We start from the raw sequence: 19,129 nt of genomic DNA, 5'->3' as shown, positions 1-19,129 counted from the left end.
ATGGTGTAAGAAATTTTACCCTATCAAGGAGGAATCACATTGAAAAAGTCAATTATACTAGGAGTTACGGCGGCAGCAGCGCTGCTGGCAGCAAATCCATCTTCAAGTTCTGCAAATACGGGTGCAGATCAATTCGCTCAAGCGAAAGTAGAAGCTCATACGCTTCAGATTAAGAATATAGACGAGTTACAATCGGTCATTGATCGAATTGAAAAACAATATAATATTTCGATTCAAGATTCTATTAACCTTGAACAACTGAAAGAGCAAAAAGCTCAGGTAGAAGAAAATAAAGAAGCGCCAGTTGCTGAACAAGCGCCAGAGCAGGCACCTGAACAAGCACCTAAACAAGCGCCAGAGCAGGCACCTGAACAAGCACCTGAACAAGCACAACCACAACCAGCTGAACAAAATGAACCAGCAGAGCAAGCTGCTGAGCAGAAACCAGAAGCACAGGATTCAGCCCTTTCCGCATTCGAGCAGGAAGTTGTTAATCTAACAAATGAAGAGCGTGCTAAAGCTGGTCTTCCAGCACTAGAAGTGGACACTGAATTAAGCAAGGTTGCACAGGCGAAATCTGAAGACATGAGAGACAACAACTATTTTGCGCACAATAGCCCAACTTACGGTTCTCCATTCGACATGATGAATCAGTTTGGTGTTGAGTACCAATCTGCAGGTGAAAACATTGCTAAAGGACAGCAATCTCCTGAGGAAGTTGTTAATGCATGGATGAATAGTGAAGGTCACCGCAAAAACATTATGAACGGAAGCTTTACTCATATTGGAGTAGGATACGTTGAAGAAGGCAACATCTGGACACAGCAATTTATCGGTAAATAATATTCAGAAACACCCATTACTTCGTGTGATGGGTGTTTTGTTGTTTTTTTAAGAATTTAAGTGCTTCTCGTTTACTAAGTGGGGCGAGGTTATTTTCGTTTACAAAATTCACCACATCTTCACTGTTTGTTTTGGAATATTCTCTAAGTGCCCAGCCGATCGCCTTTTGATGGAAGAATTCGTTGGAGTTTGCATGAATTAAGATATACCGCTTCAACATTTCAAAATCAGTTTTGTTTTTGTAGGATAGCTGAAAGAGGATGGCACTGCGATTTAACCACATGTTCTGACTTGTTATCCATTTTTCAGTTATGCCGCGTGTTCGATCGGGGAACTGCTGAAAGTAGGTTCCTGCACTATGTACGGCCAGTCCGTCCACAGTATCCCACCATGATTTCGTAGTCATAAGGGTTTCAATCAACTCGATGTAATCAATTGGATAGTGTTTTACACGATCAAGAAGGTCAAGTGCAACGTTCTGGTATTCTCTTTCTTTGAGGTTCCATAGCGTGTAAACTAAATTTTTAAGCACTTCTTCGTTAGGGAATTCCTGTGCTTTCAAGACTTCCTTAACTGCTTTTCTTCTTTCTGGTGTTTTGATTCCAAGGAAAGGAAATTGATCTCGCATATACGATTCCATTTGTTTCGCTTGCGCGCAATTGCAAAAAGGAGCGAGTGCTTCTTGTATCAGTTTGACGGTTACCATTTGAGAATCACCTCTACTTTTATTTTACATGAAAATAGAAAAAGACGCGTCAATCGACGCGTCTTTTTCTTAACTAAAATAAGGAGGTTTCCCGGGGGAGGGAAGGGATGCACTATCTTTTATTATGTTAAAGTCCAGTGTGCTTTCCGGGTTGTTAGAAAGCTTTACTGGATTGACTAAAGTATAGCAGGAAGAACCTCCAAAATTGTGAGTATGGGTTATTTTTGATAAGAATGACAAATAGACAGTTTTTTGTTACAAATCGTTAACGAGGGGAGGGATTCGTCAAAATGTCGAGATCTACTAGTGCGTTATGAAGGCTCGACTTGATTGATAGTTTGTGTAAATCGATACCGAGTTGAACAGCTGAGATTGAAATGGATGGACTAATGCCGGTTAACGTCATCTGGACTCCCATTAAACTTAGTGCTTCTGTTATATCAAACAGATGCTTTGCAACCATAGTATCCATTGTTAAAACGCCAGATAGGTCAATAATCATATGATCCAGATGTAACTTACGACTTTGTTCGAGCGTCTTTTCCATAATAAGTGTTGCTCGGTATGTATCTATATTTCCTACGAGCGGGAGAATTGCAAGATTATTATTAATTGGAATGATCGGAGTTGAGAGTTCCTCAAGTGTAGTATCATACTTTGTAATTAACTGTTTGTTACTTACGATATAAGTACTTCCATAGCTGTAGACGAACTGGTCGAGTAGTGGATCGATCTTACCAGGTAGGTTAACAACCTCTCGTGGCTTCATTTGTAGCTCTTCGACTTTAGGTTCGATAGCTTCCCAGATTGCTTCTCGAATTAGTGGGACAGTGATGATTAACGAGATAATCATTTCATTTTCATCCTGAACGAGCTCACCTGACTCTTCTCCAAATTCTTCAATAGCAGTAATAGTTGATGTACTGTCACGAAGCAGGCTTTTTCCTATTAATTTAATGAGATAGGTAGTGTTCGCTAGTGAAAGCTTTGCCTGTTGATTAAAATTTGTATCATTCAGGTCCTGACGCTGACGTTCATATGTACTATGGGCAATTTCAGAAGCCTGTTCTAAAATAAACGACCCAATTTCTTGAAACGAATTTTTCGGTGCCATTTCATTACCTCCCTTTAATACTTCTAGTATACCTTATTCGTAAAGTGGCAGAAACTAAGGCTGGTGCCTGGCACCAGCCTTAGTTTCTGACGCAAATTGTGTTTCAAGTTATTGGAACCGCGTGGAATTGTTCATTGAAAGCTTTGTATCGACTTGAAATACTTGAAGCTGATGTGCCGTATTTCTTAGCAAGTGCACTCTGACTAATGGAAATGTCATATACTTTAGCCCCAAGGTACTCAAGTGAAGCCGCAAAAATGGCTGCTTTTCGAATAACTGGTTGTTCTTCTGTGCTATACGTTTTCCAGAACGCCAATATTTCGCTGATCTGATCATGAGAGAAAATCTTGCTCGCATGCTCAGAGAATATAGAGGCAACTTCGGCATCTTCTTTTCTTTTCCAGATCATTTCAATTGATTCTTCTTTTGTTTCTGATCCGTTCCCATGTTTGACGATTTCACTTAATACTTCAGGAAACTCGGTCTGCATCATGGAACGGATTTCGGTAGACCCGTCCACCTTCTCTTCCACCAATTGCATGGCATCTGGAGCAATCTTTAGAAGCTCAATAAACGGCATTGCTCCTTTTTTGACAGGGAGTAGAATACCTGCTAGAATTTCACCACTTGCTACAATAACTTCCTCATGTAATAGAATACTGATTGGCTGTTCTGAGCCGTATTCTTTCACAACCGCTGTATTCCCTGAGACTTCTTCTATGCTGTAAATAGACATATAAGCTTCACGCCAGTCATTTACTGTTCCACGAACCCGATCAGTCGAGAATGTATGAGCAAAGCGCTGAATGTATTCTTTAACGATTGTTTTGTTCCATTGGTTCACAGATTGATGGAAAATCGCCCAGGGGAAGATACCATGCATGTAAGCTTCTTCAAGGTTTTTTGGAATCTCGTACCTTCTAAATAGGTCGTTTGCGAGTGATACCATTTTTTGATCATGTTCACTCATTGCGTACTCTACGAGTTGAGCCTGTATCGTGTATAGTTCCTGCGTATAGAGCTGATCTTCTAATTGATCCTGTGCATTTTCAGATGTCATACAGCATTTTTTGTATTTTTTGCCGCTGCCACATGGACAGGGATCATTTCGTTTTGTTTTTTGCAATGTTGCTTCCTCCTTCAGGTCAACCTTATTCGAAAATAAGAGACGAATGATATTTTAGCATATAAAGGGAAGGAAGCACAAAAAATGCACGAAACCAAACCTTATGAGCTTATTCAATCATTGTCATTCGTAGTGTCAGATTCAGTTAGAGGGAGAAGGACGGTTACGGATGTACCTATACCTACTGTACTCTCAAAGTGAATCGTTCCTTTGTGGTTCTCAATAATTTTAAAGCTGGATAATAGGCCAAGGCCGGTGCCTTCTTCCTTGGTCGTATAGAAAGGTTCACCAAGCGTTTTGATTTTGTGTGAAGGGATACCAGCACCCTCATCTCGAATGGTTACTTCAATCCCTCGATCAAGTTTCCTTGTTCTAATCTTAACACAACCTCCGTCAGGCATTGATTCGATTGCATTTTTGATTAAATTGATAAAAACTTGCTTTAACTGATTTTCTTCTCCGAATAGAAAATTCTCCTCTTTAACTAATTCATATTGAAACGAAATGTTATAAAGGGAGGCCTGTGTGCTAAGTAATTGGGTTACATAGGTCAGCAATGTGTTCATTTCAAAAGAAGTGAATCGATGTGCCTGCGGTTTGGCAAGCACGAGTAGGTCTTTAATAATGACATCCATACGATCAATTTCAGCCAGCATAATTGACATAAATGGCGCCTTGTCTAAAAAACGCTCATCCTGGTTAAGGAGCTGAATAAAGCCTTTTACAGATGTAAGTGGATTTCGAATTTCATGAGCAACACTTGCTGCAAGCTGCCCAACCGCAGAAAGCTTCTCCGTTTTAATGAGCGCTTCTTCTGTTTTTTTCTTGTCGGTAATATCCATGAATGCAGCCATGATGCCAATTATATTACCATTCTCATCTTCTATGGGAGCGGTGGAAAGCGCTGTATATGCAATGGACCCATCTTTACGCTTCCGTTTTACTTCCTCGTTGATGATATGACCGTGCTTAATTATTTCAGGTATCGTAATATCTCTTTCTCCTTCAGGAACGAGAGGACTTCTTTTTCCAACGATGTCGTTGCTTTTCCAGCCGAATATTTTTTCAGCTGCAGGGTTCCATGATTGAATGTTTGCATTCATATCAAGCGTCATGATAGCGATGGGAGAGGCGATTATAATGGCCTGAATCATTTGTTTCGCATCCCAGAGCTCTTTCAGAGCATTCTTACGCTCTGTAATGTCATTCGTCTGGATAATCGTTGCACTTTCTCCTTTAAACGTAATGGGGATAAATGTCGATTCTACATCTATGATTTCATTGTTTTTTCGCCTCAGCTGATATTCGAACGTTTGTGGACTGCTATGTTTATTTGCCTCTAAACTTGCTAAGATCGTTTTAATTCGGTGGGAATCCCCGGGGGATACGACAAGGGTGGTATGATCTTCATCCATATCTTCAAACCTTTTAACACCAATCATGTTTAAACCTGTCTGATTTGTGAAATTTATTTTCCCATTTTGTAAAAGGCATATCGCATAGGGAGAGGACTCTACAAGTCTCCGATACCGTTCCTCGCTTTCTAAAAGCCTTGTCTCCATTTCTCGATTCTGAGAGAGGAGATGTCTTAGAAGGAAATAAAGATATCCACACGTGAGCAGAATGAAAAACCAGCCTTTATACAGTCCCATTTGTTTATTGGTAATAAAATTTGTTGAAATTTGATAAAGAAGCGTATCGGAAAGCAAGATCCAAACGGATCCAAACACAAAATAGCTTCCGATGATAATCCAAGGAATTGAGCGTGTTTTGATTTGCAAGACGTTTAGTCCCTTCTATAAGAGCTTCTTAATATATTTTACAGAAAATTACGTTTGATTACAAAGTATTGCTGGTCAAAACCGAGATAGTAGCAGTAAACTCCATAATAAAAAGGGCAGACTCGCATCTGCTCTTTTTTGTGGGGGCGTTTCTATTGAAAAGAATAAGCTTAATCTTCTAGTAGATTATAACATTGATATTGAGGGAAAGGACTTGAAGAACTGTTTAAGGGGGAACTTAATGATGGCTACGATATCATTTGCTAAAAAACTCGGTAAGGAATTAGGCGAAGATCGCGTTACCAGTCTTGCTGCTGAACTGGCTTACTACTTTATGCTCTCTATTTTTCCATTACTTATCTTAATTATCTCCATTCTCCCATACCTATCCATTGATAAACAGCAGGCTATTGATTTCTTGACGAAGTATGCGCCTGGTGAGACAGGAGCCATGCTTCAGGAAAATGTGCTCTCAATTATTAGTGAGCCGCAGGGCGGGTTGTTAACTGTAGGTATCCTTGGTACTCTTTGGTCTGCTTCTAACGGTATGATGGCGCTGATGAGAGCTCTTAATCTTGCTTACGATGTGGATGAGACAAGGTCTTTTATTAAAGCCCGTCTTTTATCCATTTTTCTAACGCTCGGACTTGTCCTTGTTTTTATCGTAACACTTGTTTTACCTGTTTTCGGTGGTGTGATCATTAACACACTCACTTCGGCGTTGAGCCTTCCAGAGTCCACCGAATTTCTATTTCGAATATTAAGATGGGTGATTGCGGTAGGGATTATGGCTTGTATTCTTGCTGCATTATATCACTTTGCTCCAAATAAACATTTTCCATTTAAGGAAGTCATCATTGGAGCGATTGTGGCTACAATTGGCTGGCAAATCATTTCCCTTGCTTTTTCCTTTTATATAAGCAATTTTGGGAATTATTCAGCAACGTACGGAAGCCTTGGTGGGGTCATTATACTGATGCTCTGGTTTTATCTAACGGGGTTAATTCTCGTTGTTGGTGGCGAGGTGAATGCCCTCCTTCATAAATCGAGAAACCATAAACAGACTGCTGATGAACAGGTTGGATTTTAATCCGTTTGAAGGAGGGGCAACTGAATGAAAAATGTTGTGCCAATTGACGGAGTGCTTTTTACTCGGATGCTTCCCCTGTGATTTTGAATAATTTGGTTACAAAGGAATAGGCCGAGTCCTGTTCCTTTTTTCTTTGTAGTGAAAAATGGCTGAAACAGTTTTGAAGCTGTGGAGGCATCCATTCCATTTCCATTATCATGGATTTGAATATTTACCGTGTTCAGTCGTTTAAAGATGGATAGAGAAATGTTACCTTTGTCACGATTCGCAGATTGGATTGCTTCCAACCCATTTTTAATAATATTGAGAAAAACCTGTTTAAACTGACCTTCGTCAATCATGACGTAAAAGGGATGGTTAAAATGGTTTAAGTTGTGTGAAAGTGTACATCGGTTTATAATCGCTTCACTTTGGTAAAGAAGCAAAATGTTCTTCAGGAAGGGTATTAGATTGATTTTTACTTTGGTATGTTCAGCAGGGCGTGCTACACTTAGAAATTCTTCAATCAACTCATTGGTTCGATGAATTTCTGTTAACAGTAGCTCGGCAATTTCACTTTTGTTAAGCTTTTCTAGATCAGGTTTAATAATTTGTAGGAAGCCTTTCATGATTGTAAGCGGATTTCTGATTTCATGAGCTACTCCTGCAACAAGATGGTTTACCATGCCCAACTTTTTATTCTCATAGGCAAGTGCGTCAAGTTTCTTAAGCAGGATGGGATCATCGCATGTTAAATTCGGATCCGTATGGTGTTTTGACACAAGAACACTGGAATCACCTAGGTTTAGATGAGACTGTTCCACGTACGGCACCCCTTTCATCTTCTTATCAATAGCGCATAAGTATACCTTACCATCATGAATTTGCGAAGATTGAAAGTTCGTGGAAAGTTTAACTTGTTTTATTGTTGAATTATGTAGCAAGCTGTAAAGCTTCATATAAAAAAAGCCTGCGGATGCCAGGCTTTTTTTAAACGGTTTGATATCCAGCTTCTTCAATGGTTTGTGTAATAGCGGATACGTTAACAACTTCTTTGTCATACACAATGGATACCGTCTTCTCTTAATTCGGCAAGTGCGCTTGTTCCACACCATTCAATGAGAGGAGGGCAGATTCGATTCGCTGTATGCCGTCCTCACCCTTCATTCCAGCTACAGATCCAGTCATTTCATTCATCAATCGAAACTCCTTTTAGGTGTCCTAACCATCACATTACCCTTATACTAAGAAGTTTAATCGGATAGACGCTTACTTACCTGGAGGTGTTTCATTGGAAAGCTGTTCTAACGATTTGATTTTACCATGTGGATTTTGCGCTTCTTTACGTTTACGAAATTGTCGTTCACGTTGGCCTTTTGACTGACTCATCCCTGTTCACCCCTTTTTTGATGCGTTGTTTTTAAGGTGACCGTTTCAAGGATAATTAATCACTGCAAATTCTGGTTCTTCAGTTGAACGAAGGAATAACCTTTTTTCTTAAGAATAGGAACAGCTAATTTTAAACCTTCAGCTGTTTCACTTGCAGGCTGGTTCGCGTGGAGAAGCGCAATATCACCGGGACTAGCAGCAATGAGTGCATCTTTGACCTGATCACGCGAGAAGGTGGCCCCAGCGTCTCCAAGAATGGTGTAGTTTACGACTTCAACACCGATTTCATTCGCAATATTAACCGACACGTCATCGTAATAAGCTGTTCCAGAACGAAAGAGTGAGGGTTTTTTATCGGTGAGTTCCGTGATTTTATCCTGGTTTTGTGTAATCTCCTGGACGACCTCATTTACGGATGACGTTCCCATTATCCCCCACGCAGAACGACCGTTAACAGATAAGGGCTGATGATTCGTCCCGTGATTTTCGATCTGAAATATCGGCTCCGCGGCAAGCTCTTGAAAGAGTCCAGTGTTTTCATCAATCCATCTGCTGTTAACGAATAGTGTTGAAGGAATTTGCTGGTCAATTAAGAAGGTAAATAATTTTTCATCCACATCACTTCCGTGTGGGCCTCCGCATGCGTCAAAGGTTAAAGCGATTTCTTTGTTTGTTGTTATAAAACGGTTCTTTACACCAGTGACGCGTTCGCCCCATTCAACTGGATCCTGCTTCTTGTATTCCGCCAATATCTCTAATGTTCGCTGATTAGAAAGAGAGGAGGCGAGCGCGGTGGTCTCAGAGCGAACAATTGATTTCTCAGCTGAGGGCTCATGGAAAGCAACTGACTGGGACTGGCAGCCGGTTAGAATTAGGGTTGATAAAAATAAGGAACGAGTTTTTTTCATTGGGTATCACCAAGAAAAAGCATATCACACAAAATATGGGTTTGGAGAGAAAAATCGGATAAACCGTTTTATATAACATCAAATATAGAGCGCAATCATAATATCGATTATATTTTCTTGAGCTGCGTTTGTGAATATATGGAAAAGAGGCACAGAGAGCTTAGTCTCTGTGCCTCTTGGTGTTTTTGGCTTTCCGGGTCCTTCGGTCGTTTCACTCATTGGATTGAGACACAAAACGTCTCATTCTTATGGCTTCCACCGCCCTGCAGATTTAACCGGCCACTTCCGCTTTTCTATATGCCATGTAAGAAAAAGTTGAGGAAAAATAAACTTGCGATGATGTACATTGGAATTGGGACTTCTTTTCCTTTGCCTAGAGCAATCTTCAGGAACGGATAGGCGATGAAGCCGAATGCGATTCCGTCGACGATGCTGTAGGTTAGGGGGATCATCACGATGATTAAGAACGCAGGAAACCCTTCCGAGAAATCCTGTAAAGAAATGTTCTGAATGGATGTGATCATTAATCCACCTATGATGATGAGTACAGGTGCAATGGCGGAATCCGGTATGATTTTAAAGACTGGTATGAAAAACAGGGAGGTTAAGAACAATAATCCTGTTGTAATGGACGTTAGACCTGTTCTACCACCTGCTGAGATGCCGGATGCACTCTCTACTGTTGAGACTGTCGGGCTTGTGCCGAATAACCCAGAAGAAATAGCTGAGATCGCATTGGCTTTGTATGATTTCTCGAATTTGGATTGATCAGGAAGTAAACCGTGAAGGAGCCCCATATTTTCAAAAACAAGAATCATTGCCATTGAGAACGTAGCGATCCAGAATGGTACCATTAGAATGTCATTGAATGACATGGCTCCAAAGACTGAACTGTATGAAGCGATCGAGAAGCTCACCTGCTGTCCGGTTTCAATTAAGCCAAGAGACCAGGCGAGTACCGTACCAGCAAGCATGCTGATCAAGAAATGACCTTTGACATTTCGAATGAAGAGAATTGCAGTTAACGCCAGTGTAACGAGCGTTGCAATCACGTGCGCAGATCCTAAATTCCCCATTTCAACAAAGGTTGAATCGCTTGAAACAACTATCCCGCCTTTTTGAAGACCAATGAATGTAAGAAACAATCCAATTCCAACGGTAATGGCTTCTTTTAATGAACGAGGAATAGCTTTTGATAGAACACCTGCAAGTGGTGTAAAAGCTGTAATGGCGAAAAGGATACCTGCAACGAAGACAGATGCTAGGGCAACCTGCCAGCTCAATCCCATCGATTCAACCATAGTATACGTAAAGAATGCATTAACGCCCATCCCTGGGACTAGGATAATAGGGGCATTTGCATAAAAACCAATTAACAGGCAGCCGACCACTGAGGTTAGGACAGTTGCAATCATTCCTGCTTCAAAAGGAATTCCTGCATCAGCTAGGATTGACGCGTTTACAGCTGCAATATAAACAATTGTAAAAAATGATGTAATGCCTGCAAGAATTTCTTTCTTCAGTGAAGTATCGTGACTCTGAAAATCAAAGTTAATTTTCGTTTTCACTTTATTCCCTTCTTACTTGTGTATCCCTCTCCCACCCGTGACTTTGATTGAAATCAAATCACCAATAAAATAGTATAACAGAGCGCAGGGGTATTGCACACTGGAAAAATTCGTAATGACCGCAATCCCTCATTTTGATAAAATAAACTGGGGTACATAATTTGTGTAAATGAAAGAAGGATTTTTATGCGTAATACGTTATCTGCTCTTCAATGGGCAGTATTTATGATTGCAGGATCAATCGTGGCACCCGTAGCGATCGCCAGCCTGTTCCACTTAGATCCAGCCATGTCGGCAGGATTTGTGCAAAGAACGATGTTTGTCCTTGGCGTGGCAGGTATTTTGCAGGTTACTCTTGGGCATCGACTGCCAATTAATGAAGGGCCAGCTGGATTATGGTGGGGTGTTTTTGTTTTATACGCTGGACTGAGCTCTGCGATCTTTGGTTCAGAAATGGAAACGTTACAGGCACTTGAACTTGCCATGATTGCAAGTGGAATTATCTTTATTCTACTTAGCGCTTTCGGAATGGTAGAGAAGTTATCACGTTTATTCACTCCTGTTGTAACAGGGGTTTATCTTTTACTCCTGGTTGCACAGCTAAGCGGCTCATTTCTAAATGGCATGATGGGTGTGGGCTATCTTGGAGAGGGGATTGATTTACGAATTGCCGGGTTATCTCTTCTCCTTGTTCTCATTTCAATTTGGTTCTCAAGATCGATGCCAGCGATGATTCAGCAGTATTCCATTTTGATTATCTTAATCATTGGCTGGGTTATATTTGCGCTGTTAGGACTTGCGAAGCCTGTTTCAATTCCTGAAGGTGGACCTGTCGCTTTTCCGCAAATCTTTGCTTTTGGTTATCCAAGCTGGGATTCTGGAATGATTGTAACGGCTGCCCTGGTAACGTTGCTGCTCTTAACGAACATGATTGCGAGTATTCGTGTCGTTGAAGAAGTGTTAAGTAGACTAACGAGTCAAAAGCCGATGGGACGTTACCGTCAGGCTGGGTTTATCTCAGGAATTAATCAAATGCTGGGGGGAGTTTTTTCAGCAGTAGGTAGCGTGCCGATTTCAGGTGCTGCTGGTTTCATCTTGACCACAGGTCTCAAACGCAGGCTTCCATTTATTATTGGAAGTGGACTAATCATTATCATAAGTCTTTTTCCTACTCTAATGGCGTTCTTTGCTGCGCTTCCTGAACCAGTCGGCTATGCCGTTATTTTCATTGTCTTCGTAAACATGGTTGGAATCGCGTTTAATGAGTTTAAAAAGGATTCATCTGAGGGAAAACCATTTATAATAGGGATTTCCTTTATGGTTGGGATTGGCACGATGTTTATTCCCCCTGAAGCGTTCCAAGATGCCCAACCTATTACGGCTTCCCTTTTAAATAACGGTTTAATTCTCGGCTCATTAACAGCAATGATCACTGAGCAGGTTCTTTTCAGAAAGAAACCTCAAGACCATTCGTGATTGAAGTCACAGTTAGAGTCCTTTCATCATGATAAGATGAAAGCAGATCAGGGAAGGAGAATGTTATTATGAAAAAGTATAATAAAGTCCTGGTTGCCATTGACGGCTCCGACCTAAGTATCAAGGCACTTAATGAAGCGATCGCCATGGCTAAGGAAAATCCATCGCTTGAAGTCGACGTGGTTACGGCACTAAATCCTACAGCTCAAATCAGCTCTGCCGTTGTTTATGCTAGTATTCTAAACGAATTAAGAAAAGAAGCGGTTGATATGTTAAAAGGGATCAGCGAAAAGCTTGAGGTTCAACTTCCGAATCATAAAGTGAAAACAATTGTACTTGAAGGAAATCCCGGAAATGAGATCGTGAAGTATGCAGATGAAAACAACCGTGACCTGATTATTATGGGGAGCAGAGGACTAAACGGTTTAAGAGAGTGGTTTCTCGGTAGCGTAAGCCATTCTGTGCTCCAGCGTGCTCACTGTCCGGTATTAATTATTAAATAATATGAAACAAGCCTGGCAATCCGCCAGGCTTTAGTTTTCTATAAAGGTGATGTCGTTCTCTTGCCCGACAATGGCTTTGTTAGCATAGCCTATAAATAATCCATTATCAACGACGCCCGGGATCTGATTGATCTTGTCATGTAAAGTGGATGGGTAAGGGATTTCTCCAAATGAGCAATCTACGATATAATTTCCATTATCCGTTAGGAAGGGGGAACTGGCATTGTTACGAATGACTACACGACATCCCAACTTTTCAAGAGATTGCACTGTTTTGTTATATCCAAAAGGAACAATTTCGACAGGAAGCGGAAAGGTGCCGAGCTTACTAACAGATTTATTTGAATCGGCAACTACGATCATATGAGTCGAGTGGTAAGCAATAATCTTCTCGCGAAGTAATGCACCACCACCACCTTTAATAAGCGTAAGATCATCGTTCAATTCATCAGCACCATCAATAGTTAAATCAATCGATGATACATCTTGGAGAGCAATGAGCGGGATACCATGTTCGATTGCAATGGCTTCCGTTTCCTTAGAAGTGGGTATACCCTTTATCATTAGTCCTTCCTTAACCCTCTCCGCCAATTTCAATAAAGTAAAATAAACTGTACTGCCTGTACCAAGACCGACCACCATACCATCCTGTACGTAAGCTGCCGCTTTTTCACCCGCGAGCTTTTTTTCGTTCAAAGCTTAATCACTCCTTTACTTCGTTCAATTCCATTATAAAGTATCTTATCTATGTTTTCCCAGTTAAACAATCCCATAACCTACCACCATCGGGTGGAATTTTTAGAAAGCGCTTGCTTATGTATGATTTAAAGAAACCCCTTCATAATGTGAACGGAAATTCTGGTCTCTCAGTTGCTAATCTTTGCACGGTGGGCTCAAAAGACGTATAATGCATACTGTCAGACTGTTAAGGTGATGAACCTGATTTTAGGTGTACATACTATTACAAGTGAGCAAATCGTTATGGTATACTTTCAGTTGCAGTCGTTATTCAGAGAATTTTAGTAGAAGAGCTGGAGGGAATAAGATGTCAAAACAACAAATTGGCGTTATTGGTTTAGCTGTAATGGGGAAGAACCTCGCGATGAATATCGAGAGCCGAGGCTATTCTGTATCTGTCTACAACCGATCTGAAGAAAAAACAAAAGAAATGATGTCTGAAGTTGAGGGACGAAACTTTCAGGATACATATAGCATTGAAGAGTTCGTTCAATCACTTGAAACACCAAGAAAGATTTTGCTAATGGTGAAAGCAGGCATGCCAACTGATGCTACAATTGACCAAATACTGCCACACCTTGATCAAGACGACATTATCATCGATGGTGGTAATGCGTTCTTTAAAGACACTCAGAAGCGTAGTGAGGACCTGAAAGAAAAAGGCATTCGCTTTATTGGTACTGGAGTGTCCGGTGGTGAAGAAGGTGCACTTAACGGACCTTCTATCATGCCTGGTGGGCAACCAGATGCATTTAGCGAAGTTGAAGATATTTTTAAGGCAATAGCTGCAAATGTAGATGGTGAGCCATGTACGACATACATCGGTCCAGATGGGGCAGGTCACTATGTGAAAATGGTGCATAACGGTATTGAGTACGGTGATATGCAGCTCATCGGTGAAGCTTATTACATGATGAAGCACGTACTTGGTCTTTCAACAGACGAACTTCATGAAGTATTTAAAGAATGGAATAAGGGTGAACTTGATAGCTACCTGATTGAAATCACAGCTGATATCTTTACGAAAAAAGATCCTGAAACAGGGAAGGCCCTTGTTGATGTTATTCTTGATACAGCAGGACAAAAAGGTACTGGTAAATGGACAAGCCAGAGTGCGCTTGATCTAGGTGTGCCTCTTTCAATTATCACTGAGTCTGTATTCTCACGCTTTATTTCAGCTATGAAAGATGAGCGCGTAAAAGCAAGCAAGCTTCTTACAGGACCAGATGTACCAGCATTTGATGGCAATAAAGAAGAACTTATCGAGAAAATCCGCAAAGCTCTTTACTTGAGCAAGATTTGCTCTTACGCTCAAGGATTTGCTCAAATGCGTTCAGCATCTGACGAGTATGACTGGAACCTTGATTACGGCTCAATCGCTATGATCTTCCGCGGTGGTTGTATTATCCGTGCAGGCTTCCTACAAAACATCAAAGAAGCTTACGACCGTGAGCCAGGCCTAACGAATCTGCTTCTTGATCCTTACTTCAAGGAAATCGTTGAATCTTACCAGAGTGCTGCTCGTGATATCGTATCACTTGCTGTACAGCGTGGGATCCCTGTTCCTGGCCTTGCGAGCGCGATTGCTTACTTTGACAGCTATCGCAGTGAAACATTACCTGCGAACCTTCTCCAAGCTCAGCGTGACTACTTCGGTGCTCATACGTATCAGCGTATCGATCGTGAAGGAGTGTTCCACACAGAATGGCTTGAAGATTAATTATTAATTAAAGGACCACCGTGCTTGCATGATTAGCAGAGCGGTGGTCTTTTTCTATGAGATAGATACCTAAATTGAATTGTTTTTTTGAACAATGATTTCCTTTAGTGACCTATCTCACTAAATTATTACGAGAGGCATAAATAGAGCCGGGGTAGTTTAGTAAACCCCGGCTTCTTCATTATGCTTCTTTTAATCCTTCAAATAGAAGGACGCGTGCTGGTGATGCATCCGTTCCCTGAAGCTTTAATGGAGCAGCAACCATAAAGTACTGACCTGGGTCAACGTCCTTTAAACGGAGCCCTTCCATGATGATGACGTCCTTCTCAAAAAGAGAACGGTGTGTCGGATGTTCTGGCTGGCTACGTTCAATACCAAGCCCATCAACACCAACGCCACGTATATTTCGCTCGGCTAAATAACGCGCAGCATCTTCGCCAACGAATACAAATTCAAAATTGAACTCATCTTCGAATGAATTCTGAGATTTGAAGAGAATAAAATCTCCCTTTTGAATATCTTCTGACTCAATATCCTTATCAGTAATAGCACCTTTAACATTTGTAACATCAATGACTTTAGCCTGACCAACGAGATCCTCCATATTAATGGTTTCAAATGTTGCGCCGTCATTCATCATGTGAAGAGGTGCATCAACATGTGTGCCGGTATGTACATCGAGAGAAAGGCGAGATTCGGTTACATGGCCATTTGTGTTTGTGTTGATTTCAGGTTGTTTCTCCTCTTTGTTTTTGTAGACAGTCATCCCATTATAAATTGGTGCGCTAACGTCATACATTTTCATTGTAATGCACTTCCTTTCAGATTTAAGTTGATAAGTTAAAGAAAGATACGTCAAACACGTATCTTTCTTTTGTCAGTTAAGCCATATTGAGAGTGAAACCAGTTACTGGCTCCAATGTAATGTTGATTTAAGCGGAACACAACACAAAAAGCGTCTTCAAAATGAATGGCCTCCCACGCCCTGCAGATTTAACCGGCCACTTCGCTTTTCTTATGGCAATGGCCACCAATGCAGATCGTCTTTCTCTAGCAAACGGTCTGCTGCATCAGGGCCCATTGATCCTGCAGGATAGTTAGGGAAGTCCTGTTCTTTCTCATTTGCCCATGATACTGAAATAGGGTCAATGAACTGCCATGAGAGTGCAACTTCATCCCATCGAGTGAAGTTGGTTGCATCGCCACGCATGACGTCATGAAGAAGACGCTCGTAGGCTTCTGGAGAGTTGATGTTGTTTTCCTGCTTGTTATTAAAGTTTAGTTGAATTGGCGTTGTTTTTCTCATATCGCCATTATCCTTGACGTTCAAATGAAGCGTGATGCCTTCTTCAGGTTGAATGTTAATAACGAGAATGTTCGGTCCTAGTTTACCACTTTCATTCTTATAAAGGTTCATCGGCATGTCTTTGAACTCAATAAGAATTTTAGTGGATTTACTTTTCATTCGTTTACCTGTTCGAATGTAGAATGGAACGCCTGCCCAGCGGAAGTTATCAATCATCAACTTCGCAGCCACAAATGTTTCTGTGTTTGATTCTTCATCTACATTATTTTCTTCACGGTAGCCAGGAAGTGTCTCTCCATCGACTTCACCCTGTTTATACTGACCGCGAACAAAGTAATCCTTCACTTCTTCAGTGCTTATTCCTCGAAGTGCACGAAGAACTTTAACCTTTTCACCGCGGATTTCTTCAGTCGTTAGACTACCAGGTGGTTCCATCGCAAGAAGGGAGACCATTTGAAGCATATGGTTTTGTACCATGTCACGTAGCGCTCCGGATTTTTCATAGTAACCGCCGCGTGTTTCAACTCCTACTGTTTCACTGGATGTCACCTGGATATTGGATATATAACGGTTATTCCAGAGTGGTTCAAATAATGAATTGGCGAATCGAATCGCTTCAATGTTTTGCACCATTTCCTTACCGAGATAATGGTCAATTCGATAGATTTCATCTTCTGAGAAAACCTGACGAATTTCATCGTTAAGCTTTTGAGCAGATGGGAAATCATGTCCGAAAGGCTTTTCAATAACAAGGCGATTAAACCCATCACCTTCAATGAGTCCTTCGGAATCAAGGTTTAGTGCAATCGTGCCAAAGAATTCAGGCGCCATCGCCATGTAGAAAATACGATTACCTGGAATATCAAATTTCTCATCAAGCGATTCCGTTAATCTTTTAAGATCCTGGTAAGATTCCTTCTTCGTTACGTCGAATGGCTGATAGAAGAAGTGACTGCTAAATTCTTCATGCTTGTCGTTTTTATCCATACATGCGGTGTGAATCACGGAATCATGGACGTTCGCACGAAATTCTTCATTAGATAACTGTCTGCGGGCAACGCCAACAACAGCGAAATCCTCTGCAAGCACACCTTTGCAATAGAGGTTATACAGTGATGGAAATAGCTTGCGTTTTGCAAGATCTCCTGTAGCTCCGAATATGACGATAACAGAAGCCTGTTTGGATGGTTGATTCATCTTTGTGACCTCACTTCTTTTCATTATTGCTGTTCCAGAGGGAAGGTATTGAAATGAATAGTAAAATTCCCGGTTTTTAACATTATCCTGGATCAGTCAGTGCATACGATTAGTAATAAGTCGTCAAACCCATTACTGGGTTCCCAAGTAAAAATTTTATAGCTTTTTAGCACTAAAATCAAATTGTGAGATTGCAAATGAATAGAAATTTGAATTTTCAGTTTAGAATAAATGAGTTGTAAGCGATGCCATCCCCGTTTTTACGCGATTTAATGTGAGATGGATATTCTGAAAACTAATTTGCTTTTTTTTCAGTGAAATGAATGATTGAGGTATAGAACGGCGAATATAGTAGATATGTGAATGGCCGGGAGGATGAGGGTGATGATCTATCGTAACGTGATCTTTTTCCTGTTCCTTAGCTTATTAATTGGTTGTGCTCAAGTTAGTGAAAATGAGAGTGGTATAACTGAAGTTGTTGAAGCAGGTGACAAAAAGTCTGTCCAAAGTATTGTGACAGAAAGGGCATACAAGGTTCTAAATGCGCTTCGTCATCAAGAGATGAAAGAGCTTGCAGGCTTTGTCCATCCAAAGAAAGGCGTTCTATTCTCGCCATACGGAACAATAGAGAAAAAGCGTGCTCAAGTATTGATGCCAATGCAAATCAGAGAATTATTAAAGAACAGAAAGCAATATGAATGGGGAATGGAAGCGGGAAGTGGAAAACCTATTCGCTTAACACCAATAGATTATTTTAACACCTACGTGAATGACGTTGACTATAGTGAAACGGACTTTGTAACTTACAATGATTATTTCGAGGAGACCAACAGTCTACAAAACAGTAAAGAAGCTTTTCCAGATAGCCATTTTATAGAGTTTTTTGTACCGGGGTCTGAAGAGAATGGGGGGCTGGATTGGAAGAGTCTTAAACTGGTTTTCACAGAATATGAAGGAGAACAATACCTGGTAGGGGTTGTTCATGATCAATGGACTCCTTAGCAATTCTGTGAACAAAAGGTGTCAGGTTATTGGATTTTACAATACTGATGTGTCTCATTGGTTGCCGAAATCATGAAATTTTCTTATCCTTAGAAGGTAGATGACTGTGATAAGGAGAAGAATTTGAAATGAATGATGTAAAACAACGAAATTATACGCCATGGATTGTCGGTCTTTCAATCGCGATTAACGTGCTTGTCGTTATCCTCTTTTTCCTACCTGAGTATAGTGGAGATGTAGGGTTTGATATTACGCTATTACCATTGTTGAATGCAGTGTTTAACAGCTTCACGTTTGTTTTTCTAGTAGCTGCGCTTATTTTTATCCTCCAAAAGAATATTAAACTTCACAAACGGTTTATCTTTGCTGCTTTCACCACAACGGCGCTGTTTCTTATTTCTTATGTCACGTACCATGGATTGTCTGAATCCACTTCATTTGGGGGAGAAGGAATCATTCGATCGATCTATTTTTTTATATTAATCACTCACATTGTTCTTGCAGCAGCGATTGTGCCACTGGCATTAATTACAGTAACTCGTGGCATTAATATGCAGGTAGCAAAACATCGTAAAATAGCGAGATGGACAATGCCGATTTGGTTATATGTAAGTATTACCGGCGTGGTCGTATACCTGATGATTTCACCGTATTATTAAGAATGGTATTGAAGTAGAAAGAGG

Annotated in this window: 18 protein-coding genes; 7 read left to right on the top strand and 11 right to left on the bottom strand. The window is 40.8% G+C overall.

Going from position 1 to position 19,129, the window contains the following annotated elements:
- Positions 1–39 precede the first annotated feature (39 nt).
- Positions 40–843: a CAP domain-containing protein gene (locus tag ABFG93_RS04430; protein WP_347550981.1), complete on the top strand. Its 804-nt coding sequence runs from the start codon at positions 40–42 to the stop codon at positions 841–843.
- A gap of 16 nt (positions 844–859) precedes the next feature.
- On the opposite strand, the gene ABFG93_RS04425 is transcribed toward ABFG93_RS04430, so the two are convergent.
- The 4 genes from ABFG93_RS04425 to ABFG93_RS04410 form a co-directional block, all read right to left on the bottom strand.
- Positions 860–1,549, bottom strand: coding sequence for a DNA alkylation repair protein (locus ABFG93_RS04425; protein WP_347550979.1), 690 nt, complete (start codon positions 1,547–1,549; stop codon positions 860–862).
- Between the two features lie 265 nt (positions 1,550–1,814).
- Positions 1,815–2,663 (bottom strand): STAS domain-containing protein, encoded by an 849-nt coding sequence (locus ABFG93_RS04420; RefSeq protein ID WP_347550978.1) that lies wholly within the window; start codon positions 2,661–2,663, stop codon positions 1,815–1,817.
- Positions 2,664–2,766: 103 nt separating this feature from the next.
- Positions 2,767–3,789, bottom strand: coding sequence for a YecA family protein (locus ABFG93_RS04415; protein WP_347550976.1), 1,023 nt, complete (start codon positions 3,787–3,789; stop codon positions 2,767–2,769).
- Between the two features lie 113 nt (positions 3,790–3,902).
- The gene (locus ABFG93_RS04410; RefSeq protein WP_347550974.1) at positions 3,903–5,570 is read right to left on the bottom strand and encodes a PAS domain S-box protein; all 1,668 of its coding nucleotides are present in this window, start codon (positions 5,568–5,570) and stop codon (positions 3,903–3,905) included.
- A 241-nt stretch (positions 5,571–5,811) separates the two neighbouring features.
- Here ABFG93_RS04410 and ABFG93_RS04405 point away from each other — a divergent pair, with 241 nt between their 5' ends.
- Positions 5,812–6,660: a YihY/virulence factor BrkB family protein gene (locus ABFG93_RS04405; protein ID WP_347550972.1), complete on the top strand. Its 849-nt coding sequence runs from the start codon at positions 5,812–5,814 to the stop codon at positions 6,658–6,660.
- On the opposite strand, the gene ABFG93_RS04400 is transcribed toward ABFG93_RS04405, so the two are convergent.
- From ABFG93_RS04400 to ABFG93_RS04385, 4 genes are all read right to left on the bottom strand, one after another.
- Entirely contained in the window at positions 6,657–7,463 is an 807-nt protein-coding gene (locus ABFG93_RS04400; RefSeq protein ID WP_347550970.1) for an ATP-binding protein, read from the bottom strand. The genes ABFG93_RS04405 and ABFG93_RS04400 overlap by 4 nt on opposite strands.
- 445 nt (positions 7,464–7,908) lie before the next feature.
- Positions 7,909–8,028, bottom strand: coding sequence for a DUF6254 family protein (locus ABFG93_RS04395; RefSeq protein ID WP_347550968.1), 120 nt, complete (start codon positions 8,026–8,028; stop codon positions 7,909–7,911).
- Positions 8,029–8,087: 59 nt separating this feature from the next.
- Positions 8,088–8,936 carry a polysaccharide deacetylase family protein gene (locus tag ABFG93_RS04390; RefSeq protein ID WP_347550966.1) on the bottom strand — a complete coding sequence of 283 codons (849 nt, stop codon included), beginning with the start codon at positions 8,934–8,936 and terminating at the stop codon, positions 8,088–8,090.
- Between the two features lie 293 nt (positions 8,937–9,229).
- Entirely contained in the window at positions 9,230–10,504 is a 1,275-nt protein-coding gene (locus ABFG93_RS04385; RefSeq protein WP_347550965.1) for an NCS2 family permease, read from the bottom strand.
- 186 nt (positions 10,505–10,690) lie between these two features.
- On the opposite strand from ABFG93_RS04385, the gene ABFG93_RS04380 reads away from it, so the two are divergent.
- Positions 10,691–11,980 carry a purine/pyrimidine permease gene (locus tag ABFG93_RS04380; RefSeq protein WP_347550963.1) on the top strand — a complete coding sequence of 430 codons (1,290 nt, stop codon included), beginning with the start codon at positions 10,691–10,693 and terminating at the stop codon, positions 11,978–11,980.
- Between the two features lie 68 nt (positions 11,981–12,048).
- The gene (locus ABFG93_RS04375; protein ID WP_347550962.1) at positions 12,049–12,483 is read left to right on the top strand and encodes a universal stress protein; all 435 of its coding nucleotides are present in this window, start codon (positions 12,049–12,051) and stop codon (positions 12,481–12,483) included.
- A gap of 30 nt (positions 12,484–12,513) precedes the next feature.
- Here ABFG93_RS04375 and rpiA read toward each other — a convergent pair whose 3' ends face one another.
- Positions 12,514–13,179, bottom strand: a complete 666-nt coding sequence (rpiA, locus tag ABFG93_RS04370) for a ribose-5-phosphate isomerase RpiA (RefSeq protein WP_347550960.1) — start codon at positions 13,177–13,179, stop codon at positions 12,514–12,516.
- Positions 13,180–13,528: 349 nt separating this feature from the next.
- On the opposite strand from rpiA, the gene gndA reads away from it, so the two are divergent.
- Complete coding sequence (gene gndA, locus ABFG93_RS04365; RefSeq protein ID WP_347550958.1) at positions 13,529–14,941, top strand: NADP-dependent phosphogluconate dehydrogenase; 1,413 nt, start codon at positions 13,529–13,531, stop codon at positions 14,939–14,941.
- Between the two features lie 181 nt (positions 14,942–15,122).
- Here gndA and ABFG93_RS04360 read toward each other — a convergent pair whose 3' ends face one another.
- Both ABFG93_RS04360 and zwf read right to left on the bottom strand, forming a co-directional pair.
- Positions 15,123–15,746 (bottom strand): cyclase family protein, encoded by a 624-nt coding sequence (locus ABFG93_RS04360; protein ID WP_347550956.1) that lies wholly within the window; start codon positions 15,744–15,746, stop codon positions 15,123–15,125.
- Between the two features lie 210 nt (positions 15,747–15,956).
- The gene (gene zwf / locus ABFG93_RS04355; RefSeq protein ID WP_347550955.1) at positions 15,957–17,444 is read right to left on the bottom strand and encodes a glucose-6-phosphate dehydrogenase; all 1,488 of its coding nucleotides are present in this window, start codon (positions 17,442–17,444) and stop codon (positions 15,957–15,959) included.
- Between the two features lie 384 nt (positions 17,445–17,828).
- Between zwf and ABFG93_RS04350 the strand changes: the two genes are divergently transcribed.
- Together ABFG93_RS04350 and ABFG93_RS04345 are read left to right on the top strand one after the other, a co-directional pair.
- Positions 17,829–18,446, top strand: coding sequence for a hypothetical protein (locus ABFG93_RS04350; RefSeq protein WP_347550953.1), 618 nt, complete (start codon positions 17,829–17,831; stop codon positions 18,444–18,446).
- A 128-nt stretch (positions 18,447–18,574) separates the two neighbouring features.
- Positions 18,575–19,105: a DUF420 domain-containing protein gene (locus tag ABFG93_RS04345; RefSeq protein WP_347550951.1), complete on the top strand. Its 531-nt coding sequence runs from the start codon at positions 18,575–18,577 to the stop codon at positions 19,103–19,105.
- Positions 19,106–19,129: the final 24 nt, after the last annotated feature.

The organism is Pseudalkalibacillus hwajinpoensis, assembly GCF_039851965.1.
GTDB lineage: Bacteria > Bacillota > Bacilli > Bacillales > Guptibacillaceae > Guptibacillus > Guptibacillus hwajinpoensis_E.
The sequence above is the reverse complement of the archived record's forward strand: the minus strand, read 5'-3'. Positions and strand labels throughout refer to the sequence as shown.

What these genes read in the sequence shown, in the direction of transcription:
- ABFG93_RS04360 (WP_347550956.1), bottom strand. Translation starts at nt 15,746, where the DNA reads ATGAAAATGTATGACGTTAGCGCACCAATTTATAATGGGATGACTGTC.
- gndA (WP_347550958.1), top strand. Translation starts at nt 13,529, where the DNA reads ATGTCAAAACAACAAATTGGCGTTATTGGTTTAGCTGTAATGGGGAAG.
- ABFG93_RS04345 (WP_347550951.1), top strand. Translation starts at nt 18,575, where the DNA reads ATGAATGATGTAAAACAACGAAATTATACGCCATGGATTGTCGGTCTT.
- ABFG93_RS04395 (WP_347550968.1), bottom strand. Translation starts at nt 8,028, where the DNA reads ATGAGTCAGTCAAAAGGCCAACGTGAACGACAATTTCGTAAACGTAAA.
- ABFG93_RS04350 (WP_347550953.1), top strand. Translation starts at nt 17,829, where the DNA reads ATGATCTATCGTAACGTGATCTTTTTCCTGTTCCTTAGCTTATTAATT.
- zwf (WP_347550955.1), bottom strand. Translation starts at nt 17,444, where the DNA reads ATGAATCAACCATCCAAACAGGCTTCTGTTATCGTCATATTCGGAGCT.
- ABFG93_RS04425 (WP_347550979.1), bottom strand. Translation starts at nt 1,549, where the DNA reads ATGGTAACCGTCAAACTGATACAAGAAGCACTCGCTCCTTTTTGCAAT.
- ABFG93_RS04375 (WP_347550962.1), top strand. Translation starts at nt 12,049, where the DNA reads ATGAAAAAGTATAATAAAGTCCTGGTTGCCATTGACGGCTCCGACCTA.
- ABFG93_RS04405 (WP_347550972.1), top strand. Translation starts at nt 5,812, where the DNA reads ATGATGGCTACGATATCATTTGCTAAAAAACTCGGTAAGGAATTAGGC.
- ABFG93_RS04390 (WP_347550966.1), bottom strand. Translation starts at nt 8,936, where the DNA reads ATGAAAAAAACTCGTTCCTTATTTTTATCAACCCTAATTCTAACCGGC.
- ABFG93_RS04420 (WP_347550978.1), bottom strand. Translation starts at nt 2,663, where the DNA reads ATGGCACCGAAAAATTCGTTTCAAGAAATTGGGTCGTTTATTTTAGAA.
- ABFG93_RS04380 (WP_347550963.1), top strand. Translation starts at nt 10,691, where the DNA reads ATGCGTAATACGTTATCTGCTCTTCAATGGGCAGTATTTATGATTGCA.